This is a genomic window from Streptomyces sp. NPDC048434 (genome assembly GCF_043200375.1).
GTDB lineage: Bacteria > Actinomycetota > Actinomycetes > Streptomycetales > Streptomycetaceae > Streptomyces.
In genome coordinates, this window is sequence record NZ_JBICXQ010000016.1 from 116,662 (window position 1) to 137,282 (window position 20,621).

Here is a 20,621-nt window from a genome sequence, read left to right on the forward strand (position 1 = left end):
CACACGGCGCAGCAACAGGGGGCAGGAACAGGGCGCGGCGGCCCGGATCGGACCGGTCCCCCGCGCCCGTCCCGCCGCTCACACCTCCGCGTACACCGGGCGCCGCTCCCCTTCCACGGCCGCCGCGTCCGCCCCGTCCGCCGCTTGTGCCGTACGCCGCCCGCGCACCGCGGGACGCAGATATACGCCCCAGGTCACCGCCCCGCACACCACGTAGCAGACCAGGAACGACACAAACGCCGGGGTGCCCGACCCGGCCACCAGGAACGACTGCCGGAAGGCCAGATTGATGGCCAGCCCGCCGAGCGCGCCCACCGCCCCGATCAGCCCCATCGCCGCCCCCGACAGCCGCCGTCCGTATACCGCGGCCTCCTCCCCCGCCAGCCCGCGCCGCAGCGCCTGGGCCTGGAAGATCCCCGGGATCATCTTGTACGTGGAGCCGTTGCCGAGCCCCGTCAGCACGAACAGCGCGATGAACCCGACGAGGAACACCGGCAGCGACCGCGCCGCCGAGGCGTAGATCACCACACCCGTGGCCAGGCCCATCGCCGCGAAGTTCCCCAGCGTGATCCGGGCGCCGCCGAACCGGTCCGCCAGCCGCCCGCCGACCGGCCGGATCAGCGAGCCCAGCAGCGGCCCGATGAACGTCAGCGACGCGGCCTGGAGGGGCGTGCGCGCGAACTGGTTCTGCAGCACCAGGCCGAAGGCGAAGCTGTAGCCGATGAACGACCCGAAGGTGCCGATGTACAGCAGCGACATCACCCAGGTGTGCGGCTCCCTGGCGGCGTCGAGGGCCGCCCCGGTGTCGTTCGTCACCGGCGCGAGGTTGTCCATGAACAGCGCCGCGAGCACCGCCGCGAGGACGATCAGCGGCACATAGACGGCCAGCACGATCCGCGGATGCGCGGCCCCCGCCGTCCCGATCACCAGCAGCCCCAGCAGCTGGATCACCGGCACCCCGATGTTGCCGCCACCGGCGTTCAGCCCCAGCGCCCACCCCTTCTTCCGCAGCGGATAGAAGGAGTTGATGTTGGTCATCGACGAGGCGAAGTTTCCGCCGCCGACCCCCGCCAGCGCCGCGACCAGCAGGAACGTGCCGTACGAGGTACCGGGCTCCATCACCACCGCCGCCACCGCGACCGGCACCAGCAGCATCGCCGCGCTCAGCACCGTCCAGTTGCGCCCGCCGAACCGCGCCACCGCGAAGGTGTACGGCACCCGCAGCACCCCGCCCACCAGCGTCGGCATCGCCACCAGGAAGAACTTCCCGGCCGGATCGACCCCGTACTCGGGCCCCATGAACAGCACCATCACCGACCACAGGCTCCAGATGGAGAACCCGATGTGCTCGGAGAGCACGGAGAAGGCGAGGTTCCGCCGCGCGACCCGCTCCCCCCTCTCCCGCCAGAAGCCCTCGTCCTCCGGATCCCAGTGCTCGATCCACCGCCCGCCCCTGCGCACCCGGCCGCCACTACGGCCGTCGTCAGGTTTCTCGGCGAGAGTCTCGGCAGGGATGTCATCAGGGCTGTCGCTACGGGTCTTGGCTGCCGCGGCCGTCATGGCGCCTCCAGGGGTCAGGTCCTTGCTCCCTGACGCTAGGGACGACGGGTTTCCGTACCGTGCCGCCCGGTGACGCGGACGAAACCTTGCACTCACGCGATGGAGCGGGGGCCGGTGAGGGCGGGCGGGGCGCGCCCCTCGTCACAGGCCGAACTCACACCAGACGACCTTGCCGGGCCTCCGCTCCCCCACGCCCCACTTGTCCGCCGGCGCCTCCACCAGCAGCAGCCCGCGCCCGCCCTCGTCCACCGGCCCCGCGCCGGTCCGCACCACCGGCCAGCCGTCCCCGCTGTCGTGCACCTCCAGCCGCAGCACCCCGCCCGCGGGCGGCCACACGTACAGCCGGAAACCGCGCCCCGGCGGAACCCCGTGACGCAGCGCGTTCGTCGCCGGCTCGCTCACACACAGCAACACCGCGTCCGCCCGCTCCCCGGCCCCCCACTCCGTGAGCGCCGCCCGCACGAACTCCCGCGCCAACGGCACCGATCGCCGCTCCCGCCGGTAGAACCGCTCGCGCGGAAAGGGGAGTTGAGTCTCTGCGTTCATGCGATGACGGTCGCAGTGGGTCACTACGCTGCCCAGTACGCGAACCCGTACTCGCGGTGAGTACGGGCGCACACACGGTCACCGGCACCGAAGTACGGGGAGTGGAACGCCATGCAGCCGCGAAGCAAGCCCAAGAACCGACACTCCGCAGCCATGGAAGTCATCGGCGCCCAATTAGCGCTGTTCCGCATCAACGCCGGCCTCACCCAGCGCAGCCTCGGAGACCGCACCACCGCCTCCGAGGAGACCATCGCCTCCATCGAGCAGGGCAGGCGTGCCCTGATGCCGCACCTGGCCACCGAGTTCGACCAGCTCCTGAACACGGGCGGGGCGCTGGCGGCGGGGGTCGCGAAGCTGCCGCCGAAGGAGAAGTATCCGATCTGGGCGGAGGACTTCATGGCGCATGAGCGGCAGGCGATCTCGCTCTGCGGCTATGAGAACGGTGTCGTCCCTGGCCTGCTCCAGACTGAGGGCTACGCAGGCGCCACGTTCCGCAGCAAAATTCCGCACCTCAGCGAGGAAAAGGTCGAGCAGAGCGTCACAGACCGATTGGATCGTCAGCAGATCCTGCACAAGCTGAACCCCGTCTCCGCCAGCTTCGTCATCTCCGAAGCCGTCGTGCTGAGCAACATCGGGGGCCGCGAGGTCATGCGGGGCCAGATCACCCACCTGCGTCAGTGCGCGGAACTCACCGGCGTATCCATTCAGATCCTGCCACTGAAGCGAGAGCATCACGCCGGGCTCGACGGACCGTTCGTACTGCTGGAAACCGCCGACCATCAACACCTCGCCTATACCGAGGCGCAACGCAGCAGCGAGCTGACTTCGGACGCTGATGAGGTCAGCATCCTCGCTCAGAAATATGGAATGCTGCGAATGCAGGCCCTCAACGCAGAGGAAACCGTGGGCCTGCTGGACCGGCTGCTAGGAGAGTGATGACCCATCTGACGTGGTTCAAGTCCAGCTACAGCGGCAGCGAGGGCGGCGCCTGCCTCGAAGTGGCGTACGACTGGCACAAGTCCAGCTACAGCGGCAGCGAAGGCGGCAACTGCCTGGAAGTCGCTTACACCTGGCGCAAGTCCAGCCACAGCAGCGAACAAGGCGACAACTGCGTAGAGGTGGCCGCCCACCCCACCACCATCCACGTCCGCGACTCCAAGGACCCGCGGGGCCCGCACCTCGACTTCTCGCCGGGTTCCTGGGCCTCGTTCACCTCGTACGCCGCGCGTACCGCTGCCGCCTCAACGGCCCCGTAACCGGGGCTACTCGGCCGCTTCGCGCGGCGGGTCCATCCATATCCGGTCCGCGCAGAGGGTCATCCGCAGGCGCTTGCCCTTCTCGTCCCGTGCCTCGACCAGCTGCGCGCCCCGGTAGTCGCGCGGCGCGGCCACCACGGCCCTGTCGTTGCTGACCATCGCGGCGCTCGGCGGTGTGCTCCCGGGGCAGTCCCTGTAGCGCAGGGCCGCCAGGACCGTCCCGCCACGCCCCAGGTCTATCGGCAGGGCCTTGCCATGCCCTTCGGCATCCGACTCGGGCCCCTTGCCGACATGGACCTCGAAGAGGGGGAAGCCTTGGAACACACAGGGGCCCGCGCCGGTGTTGGCGATGGACAGCCGGGCCTCACGCTGCTCGGTGTGCGGCTTCTTCTTCAGGACGGTGAGCTGCCAGCGCAGGCCCTTGGTCGTGCAGTTGGCGTGCAGCGCCGCCATCCGCGCCGAGCCGCAGCCGGTCAGGGCCAGGCCCGCTGTGACGGTCAAGGCCAGCGCGGCCGCCACCACCGCGAGAAGTGAACGCCGTCGCACGGCTCCCCCTGTTCGTTCGGCACAGAATTCCCTGCCGTTAAGGAAACATTTCGCGCGTTGGCGGTTGCCTCGGCGCCGAACATTCTTGCCCGCGCCGCCGCGGACGCCCGGCGGTCACCGGCGTACGCCCATCACCCGCGCATCCTCCTCCGGGAGCCACCACGCACTCCCGGGCGGCGTCAACCAGGCGTTCCGGTCGGCCAGTTCGCGGGCCGCCGCCCGCAACGCGTCCAGCCCCGGATGCCGCAGCCCCCGCCGCCACACCATCGAGACCGGTGAGAGCGGTACGGGGTCGACGAGCGGCCGCAGCACCATCCCCGGCACCTCGATGAACTCCACGCTCGCCAGCACCGACCACCCCCGCTTGCGCACCACCCGTACGAACTCCTGCGAGCCCTCGATCTCCGGGAACGGCTCGGCCGTCGCGATGCCGCGCCCCGCGAAGAGCCGCTCGGCCAGGTCCGTCCACTCCGCGGTCCGCGGGTTGCCGGCGGCCGCGTAGAGCGTCTCGCCGGCCAGCTCCGCGAGGGCGACGGCGGGCCGTGCGGCCAGCGGATGGTCCTCGCGCAGCAGGACGGCCATCGGCTCCAGCCGGACCGGCTGATGATCGAGACCGGCCCGTACGCCGGCCGGCAGCGCCGCGATCCGGCCGAAGGAGACATCGAGCCGTCCGGCCGCCACCTCGGCCGCCGCACCCGTCAGCCCGCTGTGGAAGCGGGCCACCAGCTCACAGATGTCCGGCACCCGGTCCCTGGCCGCCTCCAGCACCCCGTGGGCGGTACCGACCGGGACACCCACATCGACCAGCAACGGCCGCTCGGGCGCGGCCCGGAACGCGGCGGCCAGCTCGTCGTACGCGGTCAACACCCGCCGTGCGTACGGCAGAAGGCGCGCCCCGTCAGCGGTCAGGGTGACCTGGCGGGTGGTCCGCAGGAACAGCGCGGCGCCCAGCTCCCGCTCCAGGCGCCGGATGTCGCGGCTCAGCGCCTGCTGGGCGACGTACATCCGGGCGGCGGCCCGGGTGAAGTGCAGCTCCTCGGCGACGACGAGAAAGGCCCGGAGCAGACGCGGATCGATGTCGTACGGCATCGGGTCATCCTGGCAGCAGCGGTGTCCGCCGAGGCATGCAGAGGGCCGATGCGCATTGACAACACCAGTGCGTGAATGCGCGCTGATCAGGTGTTGGACGGGCGGCGGGAGCGTCCGCGACCGTAGAGGCATGATCCTCTTCCTCGCCGCCCGGCCGGTCACCGCCCCGCCCGTACGCCCGGCCCCGCAGCGTGCCCGCCTCCGCGCCCTCGCCCCCTACGGCCGGATTTTCGCCGTCCCCGGCACCCGCGCCTTCACGGCCGCCAACCTGCTGGCGCGGCTGCCCATGGGGATGCTCAGCGTCAGCGCGGTGCTGATGATCGCCGGCTCGCGTGGCTCCTACGCGCTGGCCGGGGCGGTCACCGCGACCGGGCTGGCGGCAACGGCGCTGGTCGGGCCGTGGACCGCCCGGATGGTCGACCGCCACGGCCAGTCCCGTACCGCGGTCCCGGCGACCGCGGTCGCCGTCCTCGGCTCGCTCTCGCTGCTCCTGTGCGTCCGCTACGGGGCGCCCGACTGGACCCTCTTCGCCTCCTACGCCGCCACCGCCACCACTCCCAACACCGGCGGGATGTCCCGCGCCCGCTGGGCGCACCTCTTCCGCGACGACCCGGCCGCCCGGCACACCGCCAACTCCTTCGAACAGGCCGCGGACGAGCTGTGTTTCATGCTCGGGCCGGTGCTCGCCACGCTGCTGTGCACCGTGCTCTTCCCGGAGGCGGGCACGGCGGTGGCCGCGGCGCTGCTGCTGACCGGCGTGCTGCTCTTCGCGGCCCAGCGCCGCACCGAACCCCCCGTAGCGCCGCCACCGGCCACCGGCCGGCCCCGCTCCCCGCTGCGTCTGCCGGGGCTGCCGCCGCTCCTGGTGATCTTCCTCGCCACCGGCGCGGTCTTCGGCTCCCTGGAGGTCGTGACGATCGCCTTCGCCGACGGGCACGGCGTACGGACCGCGGCGGGCGGACTGCTCGCCCTGCAGGCGGCGGGCTCCTGCGCGGCGGGGCTGCTCTACGGCCTGCTGCGCCCCACGGGCCGTGCCGGCCACCGCTTCCTGGCCTGCACCGCGGCGATGGCGGCCCTGATGCTGCTCCCGCTGCTCGCGGCCGCGACGGGGAGCCCGGCGACGCTGGCCGTCGCGCTCCTCCTGGCCGGTACGGCAACCGCGCCGACCATGGTCACCGGCATGGGACTCGTCCAGTCGCTGACGCCGCCCGGTCAGCTGAACGAGGGCATGACGCTCGCCGTGACCGCGCTGCTGGGCGGTATCGCGGCCGGATCGGCGAGCGGCGGCTGGGCGGTCGAGCACCTGGGCGGGGCGGGCGCGGCCTACGGGGTTCCCGCGGCGGCGGCCGCCCTCGCGCTGACCGTCACCCTGCCGACGGCACGCCGTCGCCCGGACCGCCCGCCGGCGCCCGCCAGCTGATCGGGTCCGTGTGCCGCAGCCGCCGGGGGAAGGTCGCCACGACCGGGCCGGGCCGCGAAACGAACTCGGGCGGAAACGACTCAGGCCCCGCTGTCCTCTCGGACAGACGGGGCCTGGGCCTCACATGGGATGAGTGGAGATGGCGGGAATCGAACCCGCGTCCAACGGTGCAGAAACAGGGCTTCTCCGAGTGCAGTTCGCTGCGATTTTCTCGGCCCCGGAGATCACGCGAACAAGTCTCCGACGGGCTCAGTCACTGTTTGATTTCCTTCTGGACCCCGTGACCGGGTCTAGAAGTTTAGTTCCCTAGTCGATGCCAGGATCCGGGTCGGGAACAGCCCCGGGCTGACACTTCGCAAGTCGCTACTTAGGCAGCGAGGGCGAAGGAATCGCGCTTGGTGTTGGCGATTATTGGTTGCGACATATGGTTTACGAGATCATTGCCGCTTCCTCGACTCGCTTCCCCTGCTTCGACATCCGCTGTCGAAACCGATCATCCCCATGTTGATTTATCAAGGTGGTACCCACACCCCTCGCGGGGGTGTGATGCCATCGTACGTGACCAACGCGTGCCGTTGCCAGCGCATTCCCCGGCGGACGGGCCGGAACCGGTCCGTCGGGTCAGATCAGGACCGCTGCCGGCGCCGCGCCGCCGAGACCGCGCGGTCCGTCTCCCGGCGATCCTGCTGCTCGCGGAGCGTCTGCCGCTTGTCGTACTCCTTCTTGCCCTTGGCCAGAGCGATCTCGACCTTGGCCCGGCCGTCCTTGAAATAGAGGGCCAGCGGCACGATCGTGTGCCCCGACTCCTGGCTCTTGGACTCCAGCTTGTCGATCTCGATGCGGTGCATCAGCAGCTTCCGCTTGCGCCGCGCGCTGTGGTTCGTCCAGGTGCCCTGGGCGTATTCGGGGATATGTACGTTGTGCAGCCAGGCCTCGCCCCGGTCGATCTGGATGAAACCGTCCACCAGCGACGCCCGGCCCTGCCGCAGCGACTTCACCTCGGTGCCGGTCAGCACCAGGCCACACTCATAGGTGTCCAGAATGTGGTAGTCGTGCCGCGCCTTCTTGTGCTGCGCCACGAGCTTGCGCCCGGGGTCCTTGTCCTTGCCCTTGTCCTTAGCCATAGTGCGGCCATTTTCGCACTATGCACCGCCCCCGAGGCCACTCAATACTGTGCGGGCCCGATTCTCCGCCCCACTCCCGACGACAACATCGGGGGTGAGGCCGGCGCCGTCGACGTTCCGGCCCGACGGAGTGCGGTAGTGCCCGACGGTCAGCTCGGCGACCGACCCGTCCGGCAGCTCGCTGGGCATCTGCACCGAGCCCTTGCCGAAGGTCCGGGAACCCACCACGAGCGCCCGCCCGCGGTCCTGGAGGGCGCCGGACAGCAGCTCGGCGGCGCTCATCGTGCCGCCGTCGACGAGGACGACCAGCGGGAGGTGGGTGTTGCCGCCGCGCCGGGCGTACAGCGCGCGCTGGCTGCCGCGTACGTCATACGTCGCGACGAGACCGCCGTTCAGGAAGGCGGAGGCGGTGGCCACGGCCTCGGTGACCAGACCGCCGGTGTTGCCGCGCAGATCGAGCAGCATGCCGCCGTGCGGGGAGGCGCTGCGCACCGCCCGGCGGACCGCGGCGCCGGTGCCCTTGGCGAACGCGGCGATCTTGACGCGGGTCGGGCCGTGCGCACCGGCCGGCCGGTCGATGACGACGTTCCGGGATCTCAGACGGGTGCGGTGCAGGGTGGCCGTCCAGCGACGGGTGCCGCGCTGCAGGTCCAGCGTCACGGGAGTGCCGGCAGCGGCGGCGGGGCCGTGGGAGCCGCCGGGGGCGGCACCGCGCAGCCGGCCGACGACCTCGGTGACCGGTGCGCCCCGGGACGGGCGGCCGTCGATGGCGCGCAGCCGGTCGCCCGCGGCAATACCGGCCCGTGCGGCGGGTCCGCCGGGCTGGACCCGGGACACCTCGATCCGGCCGTGCGGCACCTGCCGCACCCAGAGCCCGACGCCGACGTAGGCGCCGTCCAACTGCGCCTGGAAGTCCTTGAACTCGCCCGCGCTGTAGATCGTCGACCAGCGGTCGCCGCTGCGGCTGACGGCGTCGGCGGCGGCCTGCGCACCGGACTTGCCGTCCGCGACGGCCTCGGAAGCGGCCCGCTCGACGGCCTCGCGGTCCGCCGTGGCGGATTCGGGAGCATGCGCGCCGAACGCCGTACGGCCCGCGGCGGTCCGCTCCGCCGCACCCTCCGCCCGGTCGCTCCACGTGCCGGTCGCAGCGCCGGTGGCGAGGACACTCGCGAGGAACAACGTCAGGGCCGCCCCGCGGCGAATGCGGCGGGGCCTGTCGTACGAACACGGGCCCGACATGCCGGTGAGTCTAGGGGACAAAAGGGCGCCGTACGGCAAGTTGACCGTACGGCGCCCCTTGGCAAAGCTCACACCTTGAGGTACTTGCGCAACGCGAAGAACGCGGCGAGCGCGGGCATCAGCAGCCCGATCAGGAGGACCAGCGGGAGGACCGCCGCCACCGAGTCCCAGCCGATGAAGTTGATCACCTGGATCTTCTTCGCCAGCCAGTTGTTGATGAGGACGTACTTGCCGCCGACGATCAGCACACAGGCGAAAGCGGCGCCGAGCAGGCCCGCGATGGCGGCTTCCAGGATGAACGGCATCTGGATGTAGAAGCTGGACGCTCCCACCAGCCGCATGATCCCGGTCTCTCGTCTCCGGCTGAACGCCGACACCCGCACGGTGTTGACGATCAGCATCAGCGCAACGATGAGCATCAGCCCCATCACGACCAGCGCGGCGATGTTCATGCCGTTGAGGAGGTTGAACAGCGGCTCAACGGTGTCCCGTTGGTCCTGTACCTCCTGGACGCCGGGCCGCTCGGAGAACGCCGACTTGATGACGGCGTACTTCGTCGGGTCCTTGAGCTTGACGCGGTAGGACTCCGGAAGCTGGTCGGGGGTCACCAGCCCGGCAACGGGGGTGTCGCCGAACTGCTCCTTGTAGTGCTTGTACGCCTGGTCACTGGACTCGTACGTCACCGGCTTCTGCACGATCGGCAGCCGGTCGAGCTCCGCCTTGATGTCGTTCTTCTGCTGCTGGGTGGCCGCACCCTTGGCGCAGTTGGCGCCGGAGTCGGCGTCGTTCTTGTTGCAGAAGAAGATGGAGACGTTGACCTTGTCGTACCAGTAGCCCTTCATGGTGCTGACCTGGTCGCGCATCAGCAGCGAGGCGCCGAACAGGCCCAGCGAGAGGGCTACGGAGACGATGACGGCGAACGTCATCGTGAGGTTACGGCGGAGACCGACGCCGATCTCCGACAGGACGAACTGGGCGCGCATGGCGTCCTTTCAGTGCTGGTAGCCGTACACGCCGCGCGACTGGTCGCGTACGAGCCGGCCCTTCTCTAGTTCCATGACCCGCTTACGCATCTGGTCGACGATCTGCTGGTCGTGGGTGGCCATGACCACCGTCGTACCGGTCCGGTTGATCCGGTCCAGCAGCTTCATGATGCCGACCGAGGTCTGCGGGTCGAGGTTGCCGGTGGGCTCGTCCGCGATGAGCAGCATGGGGCGGTTGACGAAGGCCCGGGCGATGGCGACGCGCTGCTGCTCACCACCGGAGAGTTCACCCGGCATACGGTCCTCTTTGCCGCCGAGGCCGACGAGTTCGAGGACCTCGGGAACCGTCTTGCGGATCTGGCCGCGCGGCTTGCCGATCACCTCGAGGGCGAAGGCGACATTCTCTCCCACGGTCTTGTTGGGGAGCAGCCGGAAGTCCTGGAAGACCGTGCCCACCTGGCGCCGCATCTGCGGGACCTTCCAGTTGGAGAGCTTCCCGAGGTCCTTGCCGAGCACATGCACATGGCCGTGGCTGGTGCGCTCCTCGCGCAGCAGCAGCCTCAGGAAGGTGGACTTACCGGAGCCCGAGGAGCCCACCAGGAAGACGAACTCACCGCGCTCGATCTCGAGCGAGACGTCCCTGAGTGCAGGACGGTTCTGCTTCGGGTAGGTCTTGGAGACGTTGTCGAATCGGATCACTGATGCACCACGGTCGACCTGAATAGGGGCACGGTTGCCGAGTTGCGGCTCCCGTCGGTGTGCGTGACCATACGCGAACCTCGCAGGGCGGCGCAGTCGGCGTAGGGGGTTGGTGCGTTTATTCACGGCACCTACGGGACAAAAGGCGCACAATCTCGCGGGACGCGCCGTTCCGGCCATGAGCTGGCACAGTGGGAGAGGGAACCAATGCACCTTCCGGTGCGTTGGTGCAGTGGAGAAGGAGGTCGCATGACGTACGACCGACTGGTGTGCGCCAACTGCGCGGCCCCTGTGAGCGAGGGCCGCTGCCCCGTGTGCCGGGCGAGCAGAGAACGTCTTCAGCAGCAAGCGGGCGGTATCTTCGCCCAGCTCAGCCCGGCGATGCTGGTGGCGCTGATGATCGTGCTGATCGCGCTGGGTGTACTGCTCCACCAGGCTGTCTGACACCCGTACGAGGCTTTACTCGGCTGCGGCCGGTCACGCCAACGCCGAGGGGCCCGGGACGCAAGCGCGTCCCGGGCCCCTCCAGCTGTACCGCGTCGGCGTCAGGCCGCTGCGGCGCCGCCACCGTTCTTGTTGATCAGACGGGGCAGCAGACGGAAGCCGACACCGCCCGCGATCATCGTCCCGGCGCCGATGAGCAGGAAGGTGGTGCCGGAGGAACCAGTCTCCGCCAGCTCACCGCCCTTGGCCTGCTGCTTTGCCTTGCCAGGCGTGTCAGCGATCTGCTCCTTGCCCTGGCCGGGCTGCTCGATCGGCTTGGAGCCCTCGTTGTCGGTACCGGTGCCGGTGCTGTCGCCGCCGGTCTGACCACCGGTGCTGTGACCGCCGGTCGTGTCGCCACCCGTCTGACCACCGGTGCTGTGACCGCCGGTGGTGTCGCCGCCGGACTGACCACCCGTGGTGGTGTGACCACCGGTCGTGTCACCGCCGGTGGTGGTGTCACCGCCCGTGGTGTCGCCACCGGTCGTGTCACCGCCGGTGGTGGTGTCACCGCCCGTGGTGTCGCCACCGGTCGTGTCACCGCCGGTCGTTTGGCCACCGATGGTGCTGTCACCGCCGCTCTGGCCCTCGATCAGGCCACCATCGTCGCCGCCGGTGGTGCCGCCGGTGCTGTCGTCGCCGCCGGTGGTGCCACCGGTGCTGTCGTCACCACCGGTGCCGCCGCCGAAGACACCACCGAGGATGCCGCCGAGCAGGCCGCCGCCGTCCTGGTTCGTGCCGGAGCCGCCGACCTCAGCCGCAGATGCAGCTCCGGCGGCGGTGAGCGACGCACCGGCCGCAATCACTGCGCCGGCCGCAATGCGCGCTACGCGCAGCCGCGTCTTCTTCGTCATGTACTGCTACCCCCAGTAGCTGAACTCGTCATGGGAACACCGCTGTACGGGGCGACGAGCCGATGCCGGGGTTCGCGAGCTTCGGCCCGGCACTGCGGGCAGGCCACTCAATTCCCCGTTCCTACACGCGCCCCAGACATACGCATGCCGCGCTCAGCCTTCCCAGTTCGGCCATCCTCGTCAAGGTCGAATAAAGTCCTGATGCCCGAATTGCCAAGCAGTGGGCGGTACCTGGACATACGACTGTGACCAAACCGCCACAGCAAAAACAACTGCCTCCCCGAAGGAGGCAGTTGTTTCGCTTTCAGAAGGGGCCGAACCCGTTACTTCTCCTGCTGCTTGCGCCAGCGGATCCCGGCCTCCAGGAATCCGTCGATGTCGCCGTCCAGCACACCGGTGGGGTTGCCGACCTCGAACTCGGTCCGCAGGTCCTTGACCATCTGGTACGGGTGCAGGACGTACGAACGCATCTGGTTGCCCCAGGAATTGCCGCCGTCGCCCTTGAGCGCGTCCATCTTCGCCTGCTCCTCCTGGCGGCGGCGCTCGAGGAGCTTGGCCTGGAGGACGTTCATCGCGGACGCCTTGTTCTGGATCTGCGAGCGCTCGTTCTGACAGGAGACGACGATGCCGGTCGGGAGGTGCGTCAGCCGGACCGCGGAGTCGGTGGTGTTGACGCCCTGGCCGCCGGGGCCCGAGGAGCGGTACACATCGATCCGCAGATCGGACTCGTCGATCTCGATGTGGTCGGTCTTCTCGACGACCGGGAGCACCTCGACACCGGCGAACGACGTCTGGCGGCGGCCCTGGTTGTCGAACGGCGAGATGCGCACCAGGCGGTGCGTGCCCTGCTCGACGGAGAGCGTGCCGTAGGCGTACGGGACCTGGACGGCGAAGGTGGTCGACTTGATGCCGGCCTCTTCCGCGTACGAGGTCTCGTAGAGCTCGGTCTTGTAGCCGTGCCGCTCGGCCCAGCGCAGATACATCCGCTGCAGCTTCTCGGCGAAGTCGGCGGCGTCCACGCCACCGGCCTCGGCGCGGATGTTGACGAGCGCCTCACGGGAGTCGTACTCGCCGGACAGGAGGGTACGGACCTCCAGCTCGTCGACCGCCTTGCGGACGGAGGTCAGCTCGGTCTCGGCCTCGGCCCTGGCGTCCTCGTCGCCCTCGGCCTCGGCGAGCTCGAAGAGCACCTCGACGTCGTCGACCCGGCTGCGCAGCTCCTCGGCCTTGCGCAGCTGGCCCTGAAGGTAGGACAGCCGACTGGTGATCTTCTGTGCGTTCTCCGGGTCGTCCCACAGGGACGGCGCCGCGGCCTGCTCCTCGAGCACGGCGACATCGGCCCTCATCTTGTCGAGGTCCAGGACGGCCTCGATCGACCCCATGGTCGAGGAGAGGGACTTCAGCTCTTCGGATACATCGACGACTGCCACGCACCCAGCCTAACGGCTGCCGCCGTCAGCGTGACCCGGCCCCGGCAGGTCGGACCCGCCCGGAACCACGGGCGGCGGATCCCCCTGCAGGTCGTGGGCAGACCCGTGCACCGGCCGGTACCCGGGCCGGACGACCGTGTCCCGGGCCCGGCGCCCGCACGGCGGAGCCGTCACGGGGTATCGGGTTCCGACTGGTGGACACCCGGTGTGGCGTCTCCCGCCGCGTCGTCGCCCGAGGCCAGCCAGCCGCCCAGACCGGCCGCCACGACCACCGCGGCGGCGGCCGCGCCGAGCTTGATCCGGCGGCGGCGCAGCGCGTCCGGCGACGAGCGGTGCCGGGCCGAGCCGGCCCGGCGCTCACCGGCGGCGCGCGGGGTACGGGCGGTGCCGTGTGCGCCGCCCGCCAGCTCGTCCGGGCCGGGGACCCGCATGCTGGTGTGCGTCTCCCGGTTGGAGTCGGGGACCGCGCCCTGGACGAGCGGGACGGCGCCGCGCGGCGGGGTGGCCTCCCCCGGGGGCGCCGACGGGTAGTACGGCTCGTCGCGGGATGCGGCGGTGCTCTCCTGCTCGTCCTCCGGCTGCTCGTCCTCCGGCTCGTCGATGTCCAGCGGCGGGATACCGGACAGGCCGGGCAGCAGCTCGCGCAGCCGGGCGGCGAGCTCAGGGGCGCGCAGCCGGGAGGCCGGCGCCTTGGCCAGGCACTGCAGCAACAGCTGCCACAGCTCGTCGGGGATGCCGGGCAGCGGCGCCACGCTCTCGGTCACATGGCGGCGCAGCACCGCCCCGGGGTGCCCGCCGCCGAACGGCGTGAACCCGGCGAGCAGCTCGTACAGGACGGTCGCCAGCGCATAGACGTCCACGGAGGCGCGCGGCGGAAGGCCCTCGATGATCTCCGGGGCGAGGTAGTCGGGGGTGCCGATGACCTTGGTCGAGCGAAGCGAGACGGCGGTCCCCCCGGCCGGGGGCTGGGGAAGGGTCCTGCGCGGCGAGTCGACGAGCCGGGCGATGCCGAAGTCGGTGAGCAGCGCGGGGTGCGCACCGCCGGGGCCGAGCGGACCCTGCATGTCCAACAGGACGTTCTCGGGCTTGACGTCACGGTGCACGATCCGGGCGGCGTGCGCCGCGACGAGCCCGTCGGCGACATCGGCGGCGATCGCGACGGCGGCCTCCGGGGCCAGCCGGCGTTCGCGCTCCAGACGGGTGCGCAGGTCGGTGCCCCGTACGAGGTCCATGACCAGCGCCAGGTCGTTGCCGTCGACGACGAGATCACGGACGCCGACGACATGCGGGTGGTCCAGGCTCAGCAGCGCCGCCCGCTCCTGAACGAAGCGGCCCACGAGTTCCTGGTCGGAGGCGAGATCCTCACGCAACAGCTTGATGGCCACGGCCCCTTCGGGCCCCTCGCCCAGCCATACCGTGCCGGCACTGCCGCGCCCCAGGATCTGGTGGGCGGTGTACCGGCTGCCGATCTTCCGTGCCAAGACTGCTCCGACGTGTCGGGCCCCCGAGCGTCCTGCGGGGGCTGAGGTTGGCGTCAAAGCTACGCGGGTGCCAGGGGGTTCAGTGCCCCGGAACGTGGCAACCTTCACTTCTGTGAGCGAAATTGTCCGTCAGGAGTCGACAAATCCACCGGGTTGGTTCCCGCACCTGTCCGATGCGTCGGCGAAGTGAGGCACCGGCGCACCGGGGACCGGCGCGTCAGGACCGGAGAAACGGCGCGGGCCCGGCCGCCTGCGAACAGGTGGCGCGGGCCCGTCGATGACCGCCCGGAACGGGTTCCGGGGCGCCCGCGGGCCGGATGAGCCCGCGGACGGCCGGCGTCAGCCGCCGAGTTTCTGCACGAATCGCTGCACGCTGTGGAAGACGTGCCCGACCTGGGAGAAGAAGCCCCGGGTCGTGCCGATCCACTCCTGGAGCGGGGTCAGCTCCCAGACCAGCCACGCCGCCACGAACAGCAGGATCAGCGTGACCAGGCAGCCCTTGAGGCAGCCGAGGCCAGGGATCTTCATCGGGTTGGCGCTGCGCTGGCGGGGCTCACGCCGGGGCCGGGGCTCCTGGGCGGGCGGCCGCTGCGGTTCGTAGCGCTGCGGCGGCGGCTCCTGGCGGCGCTGGGGGGCCTGCGGCTGCTGCTGGGCGTACGGCGCCGGAGCGGGCTGCCGGCGGTACTGCTGCGGCTGCTGGGAAGCGGCCTGGCGCTGCGGACGCCGGCGCAGCGGATCCTCGGCGGGGTCCAGATACTGCACCTGGGTCTGCTCGTTGCGGTCCCGTGCGGCCCGCATCTGGGACTCCCACGGATGAGGGCCGTCGCCCTCCTGCGGCCCGCCGGCCGGTGCGCCCATGGGCATCGGCGGCATCGCGCGGGTCGGGTCGGCGCCCGGTCCGCCGGGGCGGCCCGGTCCACCCGTGGAGGGCAGCACGCTGGTCGCCGCGGCCGGGTCGTAGGAACCGGCGCCCGAGGGCAGCACCTGGGTGGGGTCGGCGTCGCCGCCGGCGCCCTGGCTGCCGTCGCCGCCCGTTCCGGGGACGGTCGCGGGCGCGGGGTCGGGGGCGAGCAGCGCGGCGACGCCGAGCGCGGCCTCGGCCGCGGCCGGGGTGGCGTGCACCCCGATACCGGAGGCCACGGTGCGCAGCGCCCGGGCGAGATTCTCGGCACTGGGCCGCTGCTCGGGGCGCTTGCTCAGACAGCGCTCTATCACCGTCCACAGCGGCTCGGGGAGCGTGCCGGGGCGGCGCGGCTCCTCGCTGAGGTGGCGGTGCAGCACCTCCAGCGCGGTCGACCCGGCGAACGGCGGGCGGCCGGTGACCAGCTCGTACAGCAGGATGCCGGCGCCGTAGATGTCCACGGCGGAGGTCTGCGGTCGGCCCTCGGCGGACTCCGGCGCCACATAGGCGGGAGTGCCGACGAATTCGTGGGTGCGGGTCAGGCCCGGGGAGTCGGCGAGGCGGGCGATGCCGAAGTCGGTCAGCATCGGGTGCATCTCGCTGCTGCCGTCCGACCCGGCGAGCAGGACGTTGGCGGGCTTGAGGTCGCGGTGCACCACGCCGTCGGCATGGCTGGCGGCCAGCGCATCGGCGATCTGGGCGGTGAGCAGCGCGGCGGCCACCGGGCTGAAGGGGCCGCTGTCGCGCAGATAGCGGTGCAGGTCGGGGCCGTCGACCAGGTCCATGACCAGGGCGAGCAGATCACCCTCGACGACGAGGTCGCGGGTGCGGACGATGTTGGGGTGGGTGAGCCGCAGCAGGACGGAGCGCTCCCGCAGGAAGCGCATCACCACGTCCGGGTCGTGCGCCAGTTCCTCCTTGAGGACCTTGATCGCGACCGTCTCGCCGGGCTCTCCTGCCACGGCGGCCTCGGCGCCCGCCGTCTCCCGCTGGCGGGCACGCCAGACGGTGCCCGTGGCACCGCGTCCCAGCGGCTCCTCGAGCAGATACTTGCTGCCTACCGGCCGCACGTCATGCGCTCCCTGGTCGTGGTGGTTCTCTTACCCGGCCCGCCGGGTCAGCTGATCAACTCCGCGCGGCCGTCCGACCCACTGTAGTGCCGTCGTACAAACTTTTCGGTCCGGCGGCCCGGGATGGGCTTGTGGGGAAGACGCAGTTTGGGAACGGATGGTTGCCTGCCGCGTCCGGCCTGGTCCGGCACCGCCCGCAGCACCCTGCCGGGGACCGTTCCGAGCTGACCACGGCGGTCGAAATCCGGCCGGGCACGGCACGCAAGCAGGCACTTTTTCGCCCTTAGAAGACCAATCAAGATCACTGAATGGCGGTCGGCGGGCGTGTTGTCAGTCGCAGGTGCGAGGATGCACCCAGCACGATGCGGTGGGGGCGCGCGGTCTTTGTCGCGACGTGCACTTGGGACTTGTACGTGCCGACGTGCTCGGGTGTGGTGGGGGGAGCGAGCGGGCCCCCTGCCGGATCCCGGCAGAAGGGACCGTTGACGGCGATGCAGATCCGGCTGACCGTCCTCGGGCCGCGCAGCGGCCACACCACACGGACCTGCGATGTGCTCGTGACGGCCCCGGCCGGGACCGCGCTGGCGGCGGTGGCGGGCTCGCTCGCGGCCTCCGTGGCGGGCTCCGGCGCGGACGTCGGCGGCTCCGGAAGCGGCAGCGGCCCCGTCGTGCTGTACGCCGGGACCGAGCGGCTCGATCCGCAGCGCGCGGCGATCGGCGAACCCCCGTTGATCGACGGCGCGGTGCTCTCCCTCCAGAGCCCGGGCCCCGCCCCCGCTCACGGCCTGCCGCACGGCTCCGCCCGCCTGCGCGTCATCTCCGGCCCCGATGCCGGCGGGGTACATCTGCTGCACGGCGGCCAGATCCGCATCGGCCGCTCCGCCGACGCCGATGTCCCCCTCGACGACCCCGATGTCTCCCGGCTGCACTGCGCCGTGACCGTCGAGCCGGACGGCTCGGTGTACGTGGCCGACCTGCGCTCCACGAACGGCACCGCCGTGGACGGCACCGACCTCGGCGAACGCCCCGCACCCCTGCGGCCCGGCGCCCTGCTGCGCATCGGCGAATCCGCCCTGCGCCTCCAGGCCGCGCCCGGCGCCCCGGACCCCGCCCTGCCGACCGCCCCGGACGGCGAGGGGCATCTGCGGATCGCCCCGGGGACGGCCGGCGCGGGCCCGGACGCGGTGGCGGCGGACCGGACGGAGAGTTACGGAGACCTCGGGACGGCACCGGGTCCGCGCGCAGCCACATCCGCCGCGGAAGGGGCGTACGCAGGAGCCGGGGCCCACTCCCGGGTGCCCGGCGGCGCAACCGCTCCCGTACCGGCCCCGGCCTCCGCGCAGGCCGCGGGCTCGACGCGGCGGCGGGACACGCCCCTGCGCGGCACCCCGGCCCGGTACGACGCCCCCGGCCACGACTCCCCGCGCGGCGGCGCCGCCGCGCCCTTCCCGGCCGCCGCCACGGGCCATGTCTACGACCGCACCACCGACGGCGGCCCGGCGGACGGCTTCGGCCCCGGGGTCCGGGAGCGCACCGACGGCCTTCCCGCCGGTGCACAGGACCGGACACACGGCGGGCAGCAGTCTTTGGCACCGGCCGATGAGGGGGCCCGTAAAGGCGGGCGGCGGGGCGGCATCGGCGCCTGGGCGCGGCGGCTGGCCGGCGGCCGGCCCGCCCTGGAACAGCCGGACGACACCTTCGCGCCGGAGTACGAACCGGCCGGCGCCGCCACGGCAGCCTTCACGGACGCCGCCGAGGCCGCCCCGGCACCCGAAACGCACTCCGGACCGGCCCCGGACGAACGCTGGCCGGATGCCGCCGCGGTCCTGCTCACCGCGCTGGGCCCGGGACCCCGGCTCTGGGAGCGCGGCCCGGACCACCCCGACGCACTGACCGTCCGGCTGGGGACGGCCGCCCGGTACGGCGGCCGGGCCGCCGTACCGGTCACCGTCGATCTGCGCCGGGCGGGCTCCCTCGGCCTCGCCGGGCCGCGTGCGCGGCTGACCGGGCTGGCCCGCGGCACCCTCGCCCAGCTCACCGCCCTGCACTCCCCCGGCACCCTCGACCTCGTACTGATCAGCACCGACCGGACGCGCCCCGCCGAGGAGCGGGTGGCGGACTGGTCCTGGCTCGGCTGGCTGCCGCAGGTCCGCCCGGCCCATGGCCAGGACTGCCGGCTGCTGCTCGCGTACGACAAGGACCAGGCCGCGGCCCGTACGTCCGAGCTGGTGCGCCGGCTCGACGACGGCCCGCTGGGCCCCGGCTGGGCCGGCGCCGAACGGGCGGAGATCGCCTCCGCCGCCGCCCGCCACCAGGGCCCGTACACGCTCGTCGTCGTGGACGGCGACCCCGGCAGCTCCGCGCTGCGCGAGACCACCGCCCGGCTCGCCGCGGGCGGCCCGGCCGCCGGTATCCATCTGCTGTGCCTGGCGGAGACCCCGGCAGCCTCGCCCGCCTTCCCGCTGGCCGCGACGTACGAAGCGGCCCGGGCGGCGTCGCCGGCCTTCGGTGAGTGCGGGGCCGTCGCGGTGCTCAGCGGCGATGTCGCCACGGCGCTGCGCGTCGTCCAGCCGGGCTCCGGGCCCAACGGCACGGTCGCGACGGTGGATGCGGTCTCCGGCGCCTGGGCCGAGCGGTTCGCGCGGGCGCTGGCGCCGCTGCGCGAGACCGATGCGGCGGCCGCTTCCGGGAGCGGGAGGGCGCCTCGCGCGGCCGTCCCGCTGCCCGATACGGCGCGGCTGCTGGACGAGTTGGGGCTCGCCCGCGCCACCCCGGCGTCCCTGATGGCCCGTTGGGCCGCCGCGCTGGACACCGACCGGCCGGGCACCGCCGCGGTGCTGGGTGCCGGACCGCACGGCCCGCTGTGCGCCGATCTCGTCGCCGACGGCTCACATCTCGTCCTGGAAGGCGCGGCGGCCACCGGCAAGACCGAACTGCTGCGTTCGCTGGCCGCCTCGCTGGCGGCCGCCGACCGCCCGGACCTGCTGTCGCTGGTGCTGGTGGACGGCGGCGGCAGCGAGCGCGGCGAGGGGCTGCGGGTCTGTACGGACCTGCCGCATGTCACGACCTATCTCGCCTCCTCGGACCCGGTCCGGATGCGGGAGTTCGCCCAGGCGCTGTCCTCCGAGCTGAAGCGGCGGGCGGAAATACTGGCCGGCACCCCGTTCGCCGAGTGGCGGGCCAAGCATCTGCCGGCCCCCCGGATCGTCGCCCCCCGACGCCCGGCCGAGGGCGGTGACGGAGAGCAGGAACCGATTACTCTCCGTAATCGTTGCCGTGATAGTGGAACGGACGGCGGCGCAGCGGCGAACCCGTCGACGACCGGAACCCTGCGACTGCGCGCACGCAGCACACCGCCCGCCGGCCCGGCGGCCCCGGAGGGCGACACCGAAGCGGCCGCGCCGATGCCCCGGCTCTTCGTGCTCGTCGACGACTTCGACGCCCTGGTGGCGCCGGCACTGGGCAGCACGGGCCGGCCGGCCGCCGGTTCCGTGGTGCGAGCCCTGGAGGCGGTGGCCCGGGACGGAGCGGCGCTCGGGGTCCATCTGATAGCCGCCACCGGCCATCCGGACCGTACGGCGGAGACCGCGACCAGCGAACGGGCCGGTCTGCGTGTCCAGTTGGGCGCCATCGGTGATCCGTCCGAGCCGGTGCCCACGGGCCGCGGACGGCTGCACCGCGCGGCCGACGGCTCCTCGACACCGTTCCAGGCGGGCCGGGTGACCGGCCGGATACCCCGGACGTCCACGCTCCGGCCGACGGTCGTGCCGCTGGAGTGGCAGCGGATGGGCGACCCGCCGGCCCGGCGCCCGCTGCGCGAGCTGGGCAATGGCCCGACGGACCTGGCCCTGCTGGCCAGCGCGCTGCAGCGGGCCGCACAGTCCTCGGGCGCACCCTCCGCCCCGCCCCTGGTGTGAACCCCGGTGCGCCGCCTGTGGTG

Annotated in this window: 17 protein-coding genes and 1 other RNA gene; 5 read left to right on the plus strand and 13 right to left on the minus strand. The window is 72.1% G+C overall.

Features of this window, described 5'->3' with window-relative positions:
- Window positions 1–78 precede the first annotated feature (78 nt).
- Both ACGFWI_RS20360 and ACGFWI_RS20365 read right to left on the minus strand, forming a co-directional pair.
- Entirely contained in the window at window positions 79–1,560 is a 1,482-nt protein-coding gene (locus tag ACGFWI_RS20360) for a nitrate/nitrite transporter (protein ID WP_393907360.1), read from the minus strand.
- Window positions 1,561–1,701: 141 nt separating this feature from the next.
- Complete coding sequence (locus ACGFWI_RS20365; RefSeq protein ID WP_393907361.1) at window positions 1,702–2,106, minus strand: ATP-binding protein; 405 nt, start codon at window positions 2,104–2,106, stop codon at window positions 1,702–1,704.
- A gap of 153 nt (window positions 2,107–2,259) precedes the next feature.
- On the opposite strand from ACGFWI_RS20365, the gene ACGFWI_RS20370 reads away from it, so the two are divergent.
- A complete protein-coding gene (locus ACGFWI_RS20370) occupies window positions 2,260–3,042 on the plus strand; it encodes a helix-turn-helix domain-containing protein (RefSeq protein ID WP_393907362.1) in 783 nt (260 codons plus the stop codon).
- Window positions 3,042–3,362, plus strand: coding sequence for a DUF397 domain-containing protein (locus ACGFWI_RS20375; protein WP_393907363.1), 321 nt, complete (start codon window positions 3,042–3,044; stop codon window positions 3,360–3,362). Before ACGFWI_RS20370 ends, ACGFWI_RS20375 begins: the two co-directional genes overlap by 1 nt.
- 6 nt (window positions 3,363–3,368) lie before the next feature.
- On the opposite strand, the gene ACGFWI_RS20380 is transcribed toward ACGFWI_RS20375, so the two are convergent.
- On the minus strand, window positions 3,369–3,908 hold the full coding sequence (locus ACGFWI_RS20380; protein ID WP_393907364.1) for a DUF4232 domain-containing protein: 540 nt from the start codon (window positions 3,906–3,908) through the stop codon (window positions 3,369–3,371).
- A gap of 114 nt (window positions 3,909–4,022) precedes the next feature.
- Window positions 4,023–4,997: a LysR family transcriptional regulator gene (locus ACGFWI_RS20385; protein ID WP_393907365.1), complete on the minus strand. Its 975-nt coding sequence runs from the start codon at window positions 4,995–4,997 to the stop codon at window positions 4,023–4,025.
- Window positions 4,998–5,127: 130 nt separating this feature from the next.
- On the opposite strand from ACGFWI_RS20385, the gene ACGFWI_RS20390 reads away from it, so the two are divergent.
- Entirely contained in the window at window positions 5,128–6,417 is a 1,290-nt protein-coding gene (locus ACGFWI_RS20390; RefSeq protein ID WP_393907366.1) for an MFS transporter, read from the plus strand.
- Between the two features lie 131 nt (window positions 6,418–6,548).
- Here the strand turns inward: ACGFWI_RS20390 and ssrA are convergent.
- The 5 genes from ssrA to ftsE all read right to left on the minus strand — a co-directional run bounded on the left by ssrA (window position 6,549) and on the right by ftsE (window position 10,462).
- Window positions 6,549–6,918, minus strand: a transfer-messenger RNA (tmRNA) gene (gene ssrA, locus ACGFWI_RS20395).
- A 125-nt stretch (window positions 6,919–7,043) separates the two neighbouring features.
- Window positions 7,044–7,541, minus strand: coding sequence for an SsrA-binding protein SmpB (gene smpB, locus ACGFWI_RS20400; RefSeq protein ID WP_393907367.1), 498 nt, complete (start codon window positions 7,539–7,541; stop codon window positions 7,044–7,046).
- A gap of 18 nt (window positions 7,542–7,559) precedes the next feature.
- Window positions 7,560–8,780 carry a S41 family peptidase gene (locus ACGFWI_RS20405; RefSeq protein WP_393907368.1) on the minus strand — a complete coding sequence of 407 codons (1,221 nt, stop codon included), beginning with the start codon at window positions 8,778–8,780 and terminating at the stop codon, window positions 7,560–7,562.
- A gap of 68 nt (window positions 8,781–8,848) precedes the next feature.
- Window positions 8,849–9,763 (minus strand): permease-like cell division protein FtsX, encoded by a 915-nt coding sequence (gene ftsX, locus ACGFWI_RS20410; protein WP_393907369.1) that lies wholly within the window; start codon window positions 9,761–9,763, stop codon window positions 8,849–8,851.
- A 9-nt stretch (window positions 9,764–9,772) separates the two neighbouring features.
- On the minus strand, window positions 9,773–10,462 hold the full coding sequence (gene ftsE, locus ACGFWI_RS20415) for a cell division ATP-binding protein FtsE (RefSeq protein WP_168479372.1): 690 nt from the start codon (window positions 10,460–10,462) through the stop codon (window positions 9,773–9,775).
- A gap of 249 nt (window positions 10,463–10,711) precedes the next feature.
- On the opposite strand from ftsE, the gene ACGFWI_RS20420 reads away from it, so the two are divergent.
- The gene (locus tag ACGFWI_RS20420; protein ID WP_393907370.1) at window positions 10,712–10,906 is read left to right on the plus strand and encodes a hypothetical protein; all 195 of its coding nucleotides are present in this window, start codon (window positions 10,712–10,714) and stop codon (window positions 10,904–10,906) included.
- Window positions 10,907–11,007: 101 nt separating this feature from the next.
- Here the strand turns inward: ACGFWI_RS20420 and ACGFWI_RS20425 are convergent, their stop codons facing one another.
- The 4 genes from ACGFWI_RS20425 to ACGFWI_RS20440 form a co-directional block, all read right to left on the minus strand.
- Complete coding sequence (locus ACGFWI_RS20425; protein ID WP_393907371.1) at window positions 11,008–11,799, minus strand: hypothetical protein; 792 nt, start codon at window positions 11,797–11,799, stop codon at window positions 11,008–11,010.
- A 323-nt stretch (window positions 11,800–12,122) separates the two neighbouring features.
- A complete protein-coding gene (gene prfB / locus ACGFWI_RS20430) occupies window positions 12,123–13,229 on the minus strand; it encodes a peptide chain release factor 2 (RefSeq protein WP_393907372.1) in 1,107 nt (368 codons plus the stop codon).
- A 170-nt stretch (window positions 13,230–13,399) separates the two neighbouring features.
- Window positions 13,400–14,710 (minus strand): serine/threonine-protein kinase, encoded by a 1,311-nt coding sequence (locus ACGFWI_RS20435; RefSeq protein ID WP_393907373.1) that lies wholly within the window; start codon window positions 14,708–14,710, stop codon window positions 13,400–13,402.
- Between the two features lie 339 nt (window positions 14,711–15,049).
- Entirely contained in the window at window positions 15,050–16,681 is a 1,632-nt protein-coding gene (locus ACGFWI_RS20440) for a serine/threonine-protein kinase (RefSeq protein ID WP_393907374.1), read from the minus strand.
- Window positions 16,682–17,172: 491 nt separating this feature from the next.
- Here ACGFWI_RS20440 and ACGFWI_RS20445 point away from each other — a divergent pair, with 491 nt between their 5' ends.
- Entirely contained in the window at window positions 17,173–20,598 is a 3,426-nt protein-coding gene (locus tag ACGFWI_RS20445; RefSeq protein ID WP_393907413.1) for an FHA domain-containing protein, read from the plus strand.
- Window positions 20,599–20,621: the final 23 nt, after the last annotated feature.